The sequence below is a fragment of the Blautia sp. MSJ-9 genome (assembly GCF_018919065.1).
GTDB lineage: Bacteria > Bacillota > Clostridia > Lachnospirales > Lachnospiraceae > Blautia_A.
On sequence record NZ_JAHLQG010000018.1, the window covers coordinates 121925 to 135594 of the forward strand.

The 13670-nt window shown below is 41.4% G+C and carries 14 protein-coding genes and 1 pseudogene; 12 read left to right on the forward strand and 3 right to left on the reverse strand.

Translation table 11 applies throughout. The features are described 5' to 3' along the window. The first annotated feature begins 85 nt into the window (after nt 1-85). The 6 genes and pseudogenes from KQI87_RS05175 (at nt 86) to KQI87_RS05200 (ending at nt 4864) form a co-directional block, all read left to right on the forward strand. Nucleotides 86-1162 (forward strand): acyltransferase family protein, encoded by a 1077-nt coding sequence (locus KQI87_RS05175; RefSeq protein ID WP_216459176.1) that lies wholly within the window; start codon nt 86-88, stop codon nt 1160-1162. 169 nt (nt 1163-1331) lie between these two features. After that, nucleotides 1332-1886, forward strand: a complete 555-nt coding sequence (locus KQI87_RS05180) for an alpha/beta hydrolase (RefSeq protein WP_216459177.1) — start codon at nt 1332-1334, stop codon at nt 1884-1886. Between the two features lie 7 nt (nt 1887-1893). Then, nucleotides 1894-2064: pseudogene (locus tag KQI87_RS05185) on the forward strand (LysR family transcriptional regulator); the annotation flags it as partial. Between the two features lie 190 nt (nt 2065-2254). Continuing rightward, nucleotides 2255-2725 (forward strand): flavodoxin, encoded by a 471-nt coding sequence (locus KQI87_RS05190; RefSeq protein ID WP_216459178.1) that lies wholly within the window; start codon nt 2255-2257, stop codon nt 2723-2725. A gap of 165 nt (nt 2726-2890) precedes the next feature. Beyond that, nucleotides 2891-3658 carry a carboxymuconolactone decarboxylase family protein gene (locus KQI87_RS05195; protein WP_216459179.1) on the forward strand — a complete coding sequence of 256 codons (768 nt, stop codon included), beginning with the start codon at nt 2891-2893 and terminating at the stop codon, nt 3656-3658. A gap of 201 nt (nt 3659-3859) precedes the next feature. Next, nucleotides 3860-4864 carry an aldo/keto reductase gene (locus KQI87_RS05200; RefSeq protein WP_216459180.1) on the forward strand — a complete coding sequence of 335 codons (1005 nt, stop codon included), beginning with the start codon at nt 3860-3862 and terminating at the stop codon, nt 4862-4864. A 157-nt stretch (nt 4865-5021) separates the two neighbouring features. Here the strand turns inward: KQI87_RS05200 and KQI87_RS05205 are convergent, their stop codons facing one another. After that, on the reverse strand, nt 5022-6386 hold the full coding sequence (locus tag KQI87_RS05205; protein WP_216459181.1) for a sensor histidine kinase: 1365 nt from the start codon (nt 6384-6386) through the stop codon (nt 5022-5024). Between the two features lie 103 nt (nt 6387-6489). Beyond that, entirely contained in the window at nt 6490-7194 is a 705-nt protein-coding gene (locus KQI87_RS05210) for a response regulator transcription factor (RefSeq protein ID WP_216459182.1), read from the reverse strand. 424 nt (nt 7195-7618) lie between these two features. Here KQI87_RS05210 and KQI87_RS05215 point away from each other — a divergent pair, with 424 nt between their 5' ends. From KQI87_RS05215 to KQI87_RS05225, 3 genes are read left to right on the forward strand one after another with little or no spacing between them, the layout of a single operon-like run. Then, a complete protein-coding gene (locus tag KQI87_RS05215; protein ID WP_216459183.1) occupies nt 7619-8542 on the forward strand; it encodes an ABC transporter ATP-binding protein in 924 nt (307 codons plus the stop codon). Nucleotide 8543: 1 nt separating this feature from the next. Further along, a complete protein-coding gene (locus tag KQI87_RS05220) occupies nt 8544-9296 on the forward strand; it encodes an ABC transporter permease (RefSeq protein WP_216459184.1) in 753 nt (250 codons plus the stop codon). Between the two features lie 2 nt (nt 9297-9298). Next, nucleotides 9299-10033, forward strand: a complete 735-nt coding sequence (locus KQI87_RS05225; RefSeq protein WP_216459185.1) for an ABC transporter permease — start codon at nt 9299-9301, stop codon at nt 10031-10033. Between the two features lie 72 nt (nt 10034-10105). On the opposite strand, the gene KQI87_RS05230 is transcribed toward KQI87_RS05225, so the two are convergent. Next, complete coding sequence (locus KQI87_RS05230) at nt 10106-10945, reverse strand: hypothetical protein (protein ID WP_216459186.1); 840 nt, start codon at nt 10943-10945, stop codon at nt 10106-10108. A 306-nt stretch (nt 10946-11251) separates the two neighbouring features. Between KQI87_RS05230 and KQI87_RS05235 the strand changes: the two genes are divergently transcribed. The 3 genes from KQI87_RS05235 (at nt 11252) to KQI87_RS05245 (ending at nt 13628) form a co-directional block, all read left to right on the forward strand. After that, entirely contained in the window at nt 11252-11623 is a 372-nt protein-coding gene (locus KQI87_RS05235) for a DUF2500 domain-containing protein (RefSeq protein ID WP_216459187.1), read from the forward strand. A 255-nt stretch (nt 11624-11878) separates the two neighbouring features. Further along, nucleotides 11879-12445 (forward strand): RNA polymerase sigma factor, encoded by a 567-nt coding sequence (locus KQI87_RS05240; protein WP_216459188.1) that lies wholly within the window; start codon nt 11879-11881, stop codon nt 12443-12445. Further along, complete coding sequence (locus KQI87_RS05245) at nt 12429-13628, forward strand: DUF4179 domain-containing protein (RefSeq protein ID WP_216459189.1); 1200 nt, start codon at nt 12429-12431, stop codon at nt 13626-13628. The genes KQI87_RS05240 and KQI87_RS05245 overlap by 17 nt, the downstream gene beginning before the upstream one ends. The last annotated feature ends 42 nt before the right edge of the window (nt 13629-13670 follow it).

The following is a 13670-nucleotide window of genomic DNA, read 5'->3' on the forward strand; positions in this document are numbered from 1 at the left end:
TTGCATAATTATTCAGCTGCTTCGCAACTGGCAGCTGAATGGTTATAAATTCGCTTCTGTAAATGATAAAAAGAAAGGAATCTATATGTTTACAAAAGAAGAAACGAATTTTTGTAAAGGAATAGCCATTGTTATGATGCTGTTTCATCATCTGTTCAATGACTTCGAAGAGTACGCCGGATATATTGTGGATTATCGGCCATTTACGCCGGATTGTCTGACTTTTCTGGCTCTGTTGTGCAAAGTATGTGTAGCAGTTTTTGTATTCTTAAGTGGCTATGGCATTACTTTTGTTTATCACAAAACATTCGGGGACAGAGAACCGGAGAAAAAAGAACTGGTGGCTTTTACGTGGAACAGATACTGGAAACTTATGGCAGGGTACTGGTTTATTTTTATTCTTGCTTTGTTATGTCAGCCATTGGGAAGAACAATTGCGGATGCATACGGAACGGCAACAAAGGATATTATATTTTACTTTGTGATTGATTTCCTGGGATTGTCTTATCTGTTTTCAACACCTACATTAAATCCTACCTGGTGGTATATGAGTCTGGCAATTTTCATTATCTTTGTGATGCCTTTTATCATACGTCTGATGCGGAGATACGGGGCACTCACTGTAGTGGCAGTATTGACTGGCGGAGTTTATTTGCTGGGAACGGCGAATCCTTCCACATTTTATCTGTTCAGTCTGCTTTTGGGGGCGGCCTGTATGGAAACTGGATTCTTCCACAAACTGACACAGATAACGGATAAGAACAAGATAAGAAAATATACAGTATTTATTGTGGAACTGGTGATACTTTTTATACTTTTACGTTATCGTACGAATTACAATCTGAACGGAATTGTTGATGGATTACTTGCGCTGGTCATAGCCTGTGCAGTACATACGGTTCTGATAGATATACCGGTAGTATCACCTGCTGTTTGCTTTATTGGAAAGTATTCACTGAATATCTTTTTATTCCATACTTTATTATATTCCTATTATTTCCTGAGATTCTTTTTCTCATTCCATTACTGGGTTCTGATCGTGCTGTCACTGCTGGTGGTATCGCTTCTGGTATCTGTAGGAATTGAGTTTGTAAAAGAGAGAAGCGGATATACAAAAGTGATGAGAAAAGCAGGGGAAAAAGTGCTTCTGTTTTGGGAATAAATAGGTTTTGGAAGATAGGATTTCAGGCATTGCAGAATTAATTTGCGGTAAAATAGAGAAAATATAAGCAGAGCAGTATTTCGGAGAGGAAGTACTGCTTTGTTTATGGTTTGATTGTGGATATCTGTTTGATATGCAATGAAAGAAATATGACAAAGGAGAGCAAAACATGAAATTAGCAGTATTTTTCCCGGGCATCGGGTATCATTGTGACAAACCACTTTTATATTATTCACGGAAACTGGCCCAGGAATGTGGATATAAAGAGACAATTACATTGAGCTATTCTTATGATGGTGGAAACATCCGCGGAAATGAAGAAAAAATGCAGCAGGTATTTGAGATTCTGTATGCACAGGCGGAGAAAAGTCTTTCTGCGATTGATTTTAACAAATACGACGAAATATTATTCATCTCAAAAAGCGTAGGTACGATCATCGCATCAGCATATGCAGAAAAACACAACCTCAAATGCCGCCAGATTCTGTATACACCTCTGGAATACACATATGATTATAAACATGATAATGCAATCGCTTTTATCGGAACATCAGATCCATGGAGTATAGTTCCTGAAGTACAGGAACTTTCTCAAAAACAAAAAGTGCCAATATATGTTTATGAAAACACAAATCACTCACTGGAAACAGAAGATACACTGGAAAATCTGAAAATTCTTCAGGATGTTATGCTAAAGACAAGGGAATATTTAATTAAAAGGTGAAAAAAACATGGACTTACGAGTATTACGCTACTTCCTGACAGTAGCAAAAGAACAAAGCTTCACAAAAGCCGCCGAACAACTTCATATCACCCAGCCCACTCTTTCCCGACAGCTTGCGGCTCTGGAAGAGGAACTGGAAACGCCTCTTTTCAAACGTGGTGGTCATCACATTACCCTCCCGAAATACTGGCGCAGACACATTCCACATTCCCGTGCAGTGAATAAATTTATCGATGAAATCAATGCTTTTCAGGCATAAAAAGTAATTCAATATAAGTATTAGACATAATGACATTTGCAGATTAAAATAATGTGCAGGATATGAAAAAAGTATCCTGCACATTTTTTATCAAGGAGGATTCTTTATCATGGCAAAAAAATTAGTAGCATATTTCAGTGCAAGCGGAACAACAAAGAGAGTAGCAGAAATGGTTGCAGAAGCAGCAGGCGCAGACCTGTATGAGATTGAGCCAACCGTACCATACACAAAAGCAGACTTAAACTGGATGGACAAAAATTCCAGAAGCAGCGTAGAAATGAAAGACAAAACATCCAGACCGGAAATCAAACCAACAGATGCAAAAGTAGCAGATTATGATGAAATCCTCATCGGTTTCCCAATCTGGTGGTATGTAGCTCCGACTATCATCAACACATTCCTGGAAGCTTATGATTTCTCAGGAAAGAAGATTACACTCTTCGCAACATCCGGCGAAAGCGGATTCGGAAAAACCGTTCAGGAATTACAGCCATCCGCACCAGGCGTAGAAATCCGCGAGGGCAAACTCCTTAATGGTGGAAACAAACAGGCAATTGAGAACTGGGTTAAATCTTTATAATATAGAAAATGAGAGTTAGATTTTCGGAATAAAATTTCATATCTAAATGAGTAAACAATGGTCTGTCAAGTTTATAAATATGAAAATTTACAAACTGAAAATTAGTAATTGTGAACGAATGAAATAATTAGTAGAAATCATAACTCATAGCAGGAGGAAATTATTATGGCAAAGATCGTACAGACAGTAGGCAGAAATGCACTCGGAGAATTTGCTCCGGAATTTGCACATTTCAACGATGATGTACTCTTCGGAGAAAACTGGAATAATCAGGACATTGACATAAAAACAAGAAGCATCATCACAGTAGTAGCATTAATGGCATCCGGAATCACAGATTCATCCCTGAAATTTCATTTACAGAATGCAAAAGATCACGGAGTAACACAGAAAGAAATCGCAGCGATCATCACACATGTAGCATTCTACACAGGATGGCCAAAAGGATGGGCAGTATTTAACCTTGCAAAAGAAATCTGGCAGAACGGTGAGGGAGATCTTTCATATGAAGACGAAGCCATGAGAGCACATGCCAAATCCATGGTATTCCCAATCGGTGCACCAAACGATGCATTTGCTCAGTATTTCTTAGGACAGAGCTATCTGGCACCTGTATCCACAAGTCAGGTCGGAATCTTCAATGTAACATTTGAGCCGGGATGCAGAAACAACTGGCACATCCACCACGCAAAGAGTGGCGGCGGACAGATCCTCGTATGTGTTGCAGGACGCGGCTACTATCAGGAAGGAGGAAAAGAAGCCATCGAACTGAAACCAGGCGACTGCATCAACATTCCGGCAGAAGTAAAACACTGGCACGGCGCAGCACCGGACAGCTGGTTCTCCCACCTTGCAGTTGAAGTTCCGGGCGAAGAGGGCTCCAACGAATGGTGCGAAGCTGTTTCAGATGAAGAGTATAGTAAATTAAAATAAGAATCTGACTGAATCAGGGAAGTTATTTGCTTCTATAGCAGAGAACCATTTGATTCAATCAAGTCAAGTAGTGAGGCAGATAATTTTATCTGCCTGATGTTAAGTAGATCCTCCTTAGATTGATTTAATTGTGAAAACAATCATTCATAAAGGGGGATTTACTTCTATCTGAAATTAACAAAACAGGAAATGAGGATAAAAATGGAATACACAAAACTTGGAAATACCGACATAGAGGTATCAAAATTATGCGTCGGATGCATGAGCTTCGGTAAAGCAGGCACCATGCACGACTGGACACTGGACGAAAACGACAGTGAAAAAGTAATCAGACATGCCCTTGACCTGGGCATCAACTTCTTTGATACAGCCAACGGATACTCTGCAGGAACCAGCGAAGAATACCTTGGCAGAGCCTTAAAGAAAAACATTGCACGTGACAAAGTAGTCATCGCATCCAAAGTTTACTTCAATGAGGGCAGACTTTCCCGCCCTGCCATCATGAGAGAAATCGACGGCACTCTTAGCCGTCTGGGAACAGACTATCTCGACCTTTACATCATCCACAGATTTGACTTTGAAACCCCGATCGAAGAAACCATGGAAGCACTTCATGATCTGGTAAAAGCAGGTAAAGTCAGAGCCATCGGAGCATCTGCCATGTACGGCTATCAGTTCTACAACATGCAGCTTGCTGCAAAAGAACACGGATGGACCCAGTTCTCCACCATGGAAAACCACTACAATCTCCTCTACCGTGAAGACGAACGTGAACTGATCCCAATCTGCAAACAGATGAATGTGTCCTTAATGCCATACAGCCCTCTTGCAGCCGGGCACCTCACAAGACCACAGTGGAACACAGACACACTGAGAAGCAAAACCGACAGAGTAGCCATGGGAAAATATGACAAAATGGAAGAGTATGACATGAAGATTGTTAACCGTGTCCACGAACTCTCTCAGAAATACAACTGCAAAATGTCCCAGATCGCCATCGCATGGCAGTGGGCAAAAGGCATTGCCTCACCAATCATCGGAGCTACAAAAGCTTCTTACCTCGACGACGCAGTTGGTGCCCTTGATGTGAAACTTACTCCAGAAGATATTGCATATCTGGAAGAAATGTATGTTCCACATCCGATCGTAGGTGCTATCAACCACAACCCTGCACAGGGCGTGATTCTGCTGGATGAGAAGAAATAGTTTCACTATACAGAGAATATTTTAACCGAAACTGAGGAGCAGTTAATCGGTTATGAGCAAGTAACGAAGCGGATTACGAATATCCGATTGACACTGTATAATAATAAATAAGTGGCCGTATTAATTTATTCTTACAAAATTAATGCGGCCATGATTTTTATAGTAATGGCAGCCAAACTGTAGCTTTTGCACCGCAGGGAGTGTTTTGGCTAAAAAGTGTTTTTCCACCATGTGCCGCCGCGATTTGTTCGACTACATGCATTCCAAGAATGTGCGGTGTATTTTTCTGTATTTCATCAGAATTCAGCACTGCCAGAACTTCCGGCGGGTAACCTTTTCCGTTATCTGATACTGTTATCAGGAAAAACTTTCCGTCAATGTCGGTTTTTACAGAGATTTTTACATCTTCGGAATTATGCCGTACACTGTTATTCAACAGATTTTCCATCAATCGTCCAATCAACCCTTCATCAACAGAAATCTGCGCATGTTCAGCCTCAGCACTTTGTATCAGCGAAATCTCACATTTCTCCGCCAGTGGATTGTCGTAAAACTGCGCCGCCAGTTTCCGGATCAGCGGTCCTGCAGAGTACTCTTTCTTACGAAGCGGTTGTGCCCCATATTCCAGTTTACTTGTCAGATTCAGATCATCAATAAGACTGCGTAGTTTCTCGCTCTGTCCGCATATTCCAGAGGCTTTCTGCCGTGCGGCATCCGGAAGTGTTTTATCCTGCATTAACTGTTCCGCCCATCCAAGGATCAGTGCCAGAGGTGTCCGCACATCATGACTGACACCTGCAATCCACTGCGTTCTCGTATCATCTCTCCGCACAAGCATTTCATTCCTCTTCTGAAGATGAGAACTTGTCTGATTTAGTTTCTCAGCCAATTCCCCTGTAAATCCATTTGTCGGAAGCTGTACAGTCTGTCCGTCAGCCAGTGCATCCAGTCCTGCAGCAACTGTTTCCAGTCGTTTCGTTCCCCTCCATCCCAGCCAGAGGCAGAAAAGCAGTCCTGCAAACAATAATACAAGAACTACTACAGGAAGATTGTGTACCATACTGAGCAAAAGAGCTGGAGTACTGTAGAAATTATATTTCCACAGACTCCCCTTTGGAAGCCCGATTACAAACATCCCATAATCTTTTGTCTGACAGAACACAGGGTAATCATCCAGATACCAGCGAGTAAAATTGGCGATATCATTGACCGTGTAATGCCTATTCAGTTCAGATGGAAGCTGATAATCCCATTTAACATTTCCGTTATTATCCAGCACCATGCACCACGCATATCCATCCATCCATTCCTGCGGGGTATGCTGCGAGCCAAAAACAAGCCCGTCTTTTGTTTTAATCATAGAATCAGCAATATCACTGAATGTATACTCCCTTTGCGGCAGATAAGTCGCCTCATACCAGATCGTCCATCCCAGAAAACCAATACCTGAAACGAATAATAGCATTACAAATCCAACTGCAGCCAGTACGTATCTGCGGATCAGACGTACAAAAGTTTTCATGCTAATCCTCCTTTTACATCCGAATTTCTTGTTTCCGTGTTGTCATCAATTGTTATAGATAAAAAATTTATTCTGTAAAATTATCTAACAAGTCCATTTGTCATTACACCAGTTTATACCCAATTCCGCGTACAGTAAGAAGAAACTTAGGTGTACTCGGATGTTCTTCCAGTTTCTGCCTCAAATGACGGATATGCACACCAAGACTGTTCTCATAACCATAATAATCCGCACCCCACACAGCCGAACAAAGTGCATCAAAAGTCACAAGATGCCCACGGTTCTCCGCCAGTTTACATAAAAGTGCCAGTTCTGTAGCCGTCAAAGCAGTACTGCTTCCGTCTGGCATCGTAACAAGTGCATCATTCAGATCCACACTTCTTTCACCTAATTTCAGTGTTTTCTTCCCTGCATCTGCAAGTTCAGCACGATAAGAGCGTTGCAGGATATGCTGAATCCGGAGAAGCAATTCCTGCATCAGAAAAGGCTTCGTCAGGTAATCATCTGCGCCAAGCCCAAGCCCGAACAGCCGGTCCGCATCTGCATCCCGTGCAGAGAGAAACAGAGCCGGGATATCCGCCTCCGCCCGCAGGCTACGAAAAAGAGAAAAGCCATCTCCATCCGGAAGATTGATATCCAGGATCATCAGCTCGGGTCTTTCTGCAGCAAATACTTTTCTGGCTTCCGCGCAGTTTTTTGCAGTCTGAATATGGCAGTAACCGGCTCCGGATAGCTGTTCACAGAGCAGGTGAAGTAAGTCGGTATTGTCATCTACGATCAGAATCCGAACTTCATAAATACTATTCATAATTCTATGCCTCTTTCTATTTTATTTTCGAAGATTGCTATAGTCTAATCAGATAACTTCCCTGCTTTAACCGAATCAAGTAAGCACTTTGCTTCGATTGTGAAAAGCAAAAAAGCAACAGGCGACAGTTAAGATTTGCTTTACTATAACACATTTAAAAACTCTCCAGTCGGAAAATCCGAAATCTTAAGGGAAAATTAAGCCTGGATTCGGAGGGGATTAAGGCAGCAGGTGTAATCTGAGTGTGTTCCGAAAAAGTTATTGTTTACACGCTGTTATTCTTTGAAGTGTTTTCATATGGATGTGGCAAAATTCCGGGATGTACGGCGAAAATTTATGCGATTAGTATAAAATCTGCATATCTCAAAATGTATTGCTATGAAATAAACAATAACTGGAAAAACGAATTAAAGGAGAGGATATCATGAAAAATGTTATTGAAACTCATAATCTCTGTAAAAGTTATCACGGACGAATGGTAGTGGACAATCTAAATTTGAACGTCCTGCAGGGCAGCGTTTACGGCTTCATAGGACCAAACGGCGCCGGAAAATCTACCAGTATGAAAATGCTACTTGGACTGACACACCCCACCAGTGGCAGTGTGAAACTGCTGAACCAGACAATGAATGAAGAGAATCGCATAGCCTTACTGCGCCAGACAGGCAGTCTGATTGAATCTCCATCCGGTTATCTGCATCTGACAGCAAAGGAGAATCTCTCAATCATCGCAGAATTGAAGGGGATTTCCCATAAAGACATCGACAGAGTACTGGAAATCGTGAAATTAACTGCCGATGCCAACCGAAAAGTTGGCCAGTATTCTCTTGGAATGAAACAGCGTCTCGGCATTGCCATGGCACTCCTTGGAAAACCAAGACTGCTGATTTTGGACGAACCCACCAATGGCCTCGATCCCGCAGGAATTCAGGAAATGCGCAGTCTCATTGCCTCCATGCCGGATCGTACCGGAGCAACGATTCTGATTTCTAGCCATCTGCTCAGTGAAATGGAACAGATGGTCACTCAGGTTGGAATCCTAAATCACGGCAAAATGTTATTCGAGGGACCACTCCAGGAACTCCAGAAACACAGCCATGGAAATATCCAGCTAAAGGTATTAGACGTACCAAAAAGCATCGAGGTACTGAACCGTCAGGGAATCCGCACCACAATGATGCAGCAGCCCAATCTCCTGGAATTGCCGCCGTTATCAGATGAAATTCTGGCGGTTCTTGTCAGAGACCTTGCGGAAAGTGGAGCCGGAGTTGTGGGACTCACTACTCAGACCAAAAGTCTGGAAGAAATTTTCCTCAGTCTGACCCAAAGCAGCGGGGAGGTGGCATAAGATGACGGGAACTTTTCACATAGAAATACAAAAAGCCCACCGCCGTCATGACATATGGATCTGCCTGTTGGTTTCCATGATCATGGTAGTGTGGGTAGGAGGTCTGTCACCGTCTGTCCCGGACGAACTGGCAAATGCATACAGTGCACTGTTTTACAGTATTCCTGTTATCAATTCTATTATATTGCCAGTGTTTATGGCATTGCTTGCCAGTCGATTGTGGGACATGGAAATAAAAGGAAATACCACAAAACTTCTCTATACGTTACAGAGTCGCCGGAGCCTGTTTAAAGGAAAAGTTATATTTGGCGTTATGGAAATTTTTCTGACGGTGTTTATGGAAATGGGAGCTGTTCTTTTACTGGGAAAAATACATGGTTATACAGAAACTTTTCCGGCAGGACAGTTTATTTATCTGGCAGTCTGCACGACAGCAGCAGGACTAATGCTTTTCTTTTCTGAATTTTTTATTATGCTGATATGGAACAATCCGCTTCCGGCACTTTGCGTAGGAATCGTAGGGGCATTGTTAGGACTGTTCTCAGCATTTATGCCGCCGATTGTCAGTTACTTTGTGCCATGGGGATATTTTATTCCGTTAAGTTCTTATGAAGTTGCAAAATGGGATCAGGCTACACATACAGTGACTTATGGAACCCGAAGTTTTAACTGGGGACTACTGGCATTTACATTTGCTCTGGCAGCATTATTTTTTTATGCGTCATGGCGCAGAGTACAGAAACAGGAGGTGTGATCATGTTGAAACGTTGCATTATTGCAGAAAATCGTAAACTTCATGCATCCCCGATCTGGGTGATGTTCTTTCTTCTTCCGATCATTTCTGCCGGATACGGAACCTTTAACTATCTGCAGAATTTAGAGATACTGAAAGACAAATGGTACAGTCTCTGGACTCAGCACACCTTGTTTTATTCCATGTTTTTCTTCCCTGCCATGGTCGCCGTCTATGCGGCATACCTCTGGCGTCTGGAACATCTGGGTCACAACTGGAATATCATCATGGCAAGTCCGGTGAAACCGTTGGATCTGTTTGCTGCAAAATTTGTAGTCGTAGCAAAACTGGCTCTGTTGACACACGGATTTGTATTCTTATTGTACACATTCTGCGGCAAAACATTCGCCCATCTCCCCGGATGGCCGCCCATAGAACTGTCATTTTTTCTTTTACGCGGCGCTCTGGGAGCTCTCGCAGTCATCGCCGCCCAACTCGTCCTGTCCATGCTCATCCGCAGCTTCGCCGTTCCGGTATTCCTAGCCCTAATCGGAGGCATCTCCGGCATCCTTGCCAGTTCCAAAGGCTTTGCCCTGCTCTGGCCCTACTCACTGATGCAGGCTGGCATGAACGCCAACAAAAGCAAAGATGTACTGGACGGAGGATATGGACTATTCATTGCCAGTTGCGTGATCTGGTTGATCGCGATGTTCATACTGGCAGACATTCTTCTGAAGAAAAAAGACGTCCGGGCATAAAACCAAAATGCCACCGCATTGATTTAACATATGTCAATGCGGTGACATTTTGCTATCTGATATTTCAACTAATTAGTTGTTTGTGATAATTGTCTGACGATATTTCTCACGTTTATCCTCCGGAACTTCCAGAGCGTTCATTGCCTGGTCAATCGTCCAACTCATATTTTTCATAAGTTTTTTGATGGAGTCGGTCTGGTTGAGTTCGATACCTTTTTCAATACCCTTTTCCATTCCTTCATCCATTAACATCTGCCCAAGTCTGGTCATGCGCATTACCTCCTTAATCTCATCTAACTCAGCCTTATCCAAAAACTTATCAGCCAGTGTATACAACATAGCCGTTGCTTTTTCAGCACTCAGTTCAATATTTGGCTTTGCCAGACTAATAGCTTCTTTAAACATATCCTTGCGGCTCATCTTTCCGGACATCAATGGTGTCAGAGAAAGAGCAGCGTAATCATCTTCAGTAAAAGCTTCACCGTTATCCTGCTTCTGTTTTAACTTCTGGAATACTTCATCTGCATTCTTATCTTTCAGATAAATTGGTTGAACCCTGTAAGTATATAACCCACAGTCCAGCTCTGACTTTACATTGGTAATCCCACCAGAATAAATGACGTAGGTAATTACTTTCTTTCCTGTCTTGTTGGAATACACTGCATCATAAGCATGAAATCTGCGCAAATCGGCTTCTTTTTTATCCGTGGTCTGAAATTCCGTATGTACATAGAAACCACCAGTAGTCAAAAAAGTAAAGTCCATATACAAAGAATGAATTGTCAGTTCTACCAGCTCTGTAGGACCAATTTCTTCATACTGATAATCAATCCCAAGTGTCTTCAGAATTGTATTCCGAAAATAGTCAAAGCCCATCTTCATAACAGCATCTTCTTGTTTAGTGTTTGCCATGAGGCACTCCTTTAATTGGTTAAGTATAGTCCTCGTTTGTGCCTTGAAAATGTCTTCGGTTGTTCTTTTATCTTTTTATCATTTGTAAGGATTTCCAATTGTCCTCCTTTATATGTTTATCTTATCAGAAAACATCATACTTCACCATACAACAATTATGAAAAAACACTTAAATTTTTATTCTATTCTATTGCTTGTCTTGAAAAATATTTTACAAATTCGCTTTGTTCTATATTCTTACGATACTTTTACCAGATAGTATGCTATACTTAGACCAACAAAAATGAATGCGAAAGGAGAGCTGCTATGTTTTATATATTTAACGTTTTGTTTTCAATAATATTTTTCTGTATTTTGGGCTTAATAATCTATAATATTGCGAAAAACATAAGTACATGGAACCAAAATAATCATTCAGAAAGACTTACAGTTCCAGCAAAAATCGTTGCAAAACGAACTAAAGTTTCGCAGCATCAGCAGCCTAATGCAGGAGATCCAACCGGAGCACACGGATTTACTGTTATGTCATCTACTTCTTACTATGTAACCTTTGAACTGGAAAATGGCGAACGGATGGAACTGTCAGTGAAAGGACCGGAATATGGGATGTTAGCAGAGGGAGACATCGGAACATTAAGCTATCAGGGAACAAGATATCTTGGATTTGAACGGAAATAAAAGAGATTAAGTTCACAATACATTAATTTAGAAATCACCGCCGCATTGATTGATGAGACAATGTGACGGTGGTTTTTTATAAGAAAACTGCCCATTTTTCCAGTTAGAAATTATGAAAAGACAGGTTGACTTTTCGACAGTACATTGTTTACTCTGAAAAAAAGAAAAATTTTTCATTAAAACTGCAACTTCACACCCACAAAATCCGTCTTATTTTATGAAAACATAAATAAAAGAAATGCGAGGTGAAAAAAAGTGGAAGATACAGCAATCATCAACCTGTATTTTGACAGATCAGAAGAAGCCATACAAGCAACTGCGCAAAAATATGGCAGGTACTGCTTCGGTATCGCCTGGAATGTCCTGTATGACAAAGAAGACTCCGACGAATGCGTCAATGATACCTGGCTAGTCACATGGAACTCCATACCGCCAAGAAAACCAACAATCCTGTCTGCCTTTCTTGGAAAAATAACCCGAAATCTGGCAATAGACTGTTTTCGCAGGAAAAAAGCTGCAAAGCGGTCTGCAGACCACGTATCAGAATTATGCAAAGAACTGGAAGAAATAGAAGATGCAACCGCGTACTCTTTAAATGATGAGATTCAACGAAAAGAGATTTTAGAAATCCTTGAAAAATTCTTGGATTCCCTGAAACAAGGTGACCGTGACATCTTCATCCGGCGCTACTGGTATATGGACAGCATCAGCGAAATTTCAGCCCGTCATGGAATTTCAGAAAGCAGAGTCAAATCCAGCCTCTATCGAAGCAGAAAGAAATTATGGGAAAGGGTGAAGCATTTATATGGAAAAAGGATTTAAAACATTAGAACTGATTGGTGATCTGAACGATAAATACATCTATGAAGCCTCCAGACCATGGAAAAAACAGCGCCGTTTTTCCCGGATACAAAAAAGCTGGAAAATAGCAGTAGCCGGAATCATACTGCTTATCATGGTTGGATGTACACTGAGGTACCAGGAAGATGTAAAAGCAGCATTACAGAGAGTAACCTCGTGGATCGGACAGGCGCTGGGAATCGAGAATGGTGACACCGATTCTTATACAAATGTTGTAGGAAAAAGTATTTCAAGAGATGGAATCACCATAACCCTGAATGAGATTGTAATGGACAGCAAAAATCTATGGATCGCATATTCCGACAGTGAAGATTTAAACAACAGGAATCACACTGGAAAAGAACAAATTAAAAAAGACCTGACCTCTCAGGACACAGACTCAGATACACTGGATACAATAGAGGATAAAATCTTATTTACAGAAGTACGAATTAACGGTCAGGAAATCCAGCAAGGCTTAGGTCAAAGAACGGTTAATGATAATGCTCTGTCAGAAAATCCGATAACAGTAGAAGACTTTACAATTGGAGAAGAAATCAACACAGAGGGAACTGTAAATATAGAGTTCAAAGTATGGCCAATCGCAATGTCCGATGTCGAAACATGGGAAAATATCCAGAAAATACAGGCCAATACAGAACCTTATACATTTAAACTCACAACATCAAAAGAAGAACTGGAGAAAAGCACCGTAGATTTGAACCTGGATCAGAACATTAAATTCGATTCCAACATCCTGAACCTCACAGAATTCAGATGGAATCCATTCGAAAGTACAATTTACGGAACATATGATGGAACAGTGTATATTGACAGTGACTATTATCTGATCGGAGCAGACGATCAGGGAAACAAAATCTGCTATCAGGAGACAGGAAGAAATGGCGAAGAAACTGCATTCCAACAAACCATAGACCCTGAATTCACCGGCTACAAAGAAATCTCCCCGGAAGCAAAATCAATCACACTACAATTATATGAAGTAAAAAACGATACAACCCATCAGATATTCGAAGAAAAAACAGATAAAGATTCCTCAGATGATGTCTGCGAAGAATTCGCAGGCTACGTATATGATGATGGTGAAAACCCCACAGACGCCGCAATACCAATAGGAGACAATTTTACAATACAGATAAGATAAAAAATCCCGCCACATTGCCCCGGTAATAGGACAATGCGGCGG

Bases quoted from the DNA above. Each gene is read 5' to 3' on its own strand.
- KQI87_RS05175 (WP_216459176.1), top strand. From the start codon at position 86: ATGTTTACAAAAGAAGAAACGAATTTTTGTAAAGGAATAGCCATTGTT.
- KQI87_RS05180 (WP_216459177.1), top strand. From the start codon at position 1,332: ATGAAATTAGCAGTATTTTTCCCGGGCATCGGGTATCATTGTGACAAA.
- KQI87_RS05190 (WP_216459178.1), top strand. From the start codon at position 2,255: ATGGCAAAAAAATTAGTAGCATATTTCAGTGCAAGCGGAACAACAAAG.
- KQI87_RS05195 (WP_216459179.1), top strand. From the start codon at position 2,891: ATGGCAAAGATCGTACAGACAGTAGGCAGAAATGCACTCGGAGAATTT.
- KQI87_RS05200 (WP_216459180.1), top strand. From the start codon at position 3,860: ATGGAATACACAAAACTTGGAAATACCGACATAGAGGTATCAAAATTA.
- KQI87_RS05205 (WP_216459181.1), bottom strand. From the start codon at position 6,386: ATGAAAACTTTTGTACGTCTGATCCGCAGATACGTACTGGCTGCAGTT.
- KQI87_RS05210 (WP_216459182.1), bottom strand. From the start codon at position 7,194: ATGAATAGTATTTATGAAGTTCGGATTCTGATCGTAGATGACAATACC.
- KQI87_RS05215 (WP_216459183.1), top strand. From the start codon at position 7,619: ATGAAAAATGTTATTGAAACTCATAATCTCTGTAAAAGTTATCACGGA.
- KQI87_RS05220 (WP_216459184.1), top strand. From the start codon at position 8,544: ATGACGGGAACTTTTCACATAGAAATACAAAAAGCCCACCGCCGTCAT.
- KQI87_RS05225 (WP_216459185.1), top strand. From the start codon at position 9,299: ATGTTGAAACGTTGCATTATTGCAGAAAATCGTAAACTTCATGCATCC.
- KQI87_RS05230 (WP_216459186.1), bottom strand. From the start codon at position 10,945: ATGGCAAACACTAAACAAGAAGATGCTGTTATGAAGATGGGCTTTGAC.
- KQI87_RS05235 (WP_216459187.1), top strand. From the start codon at position 11,252: ATGTTTTATATATTTAACGTTTTGTTTTCAATAATATTTTTCTGTATT.
- KQI87_RS05245 (WP_216459189.1), top strand. From the start codon at position 12,429: ATGGAAAAAGGATTTAAAACATTAGAACTGATTGGTGATCTGAACGAT.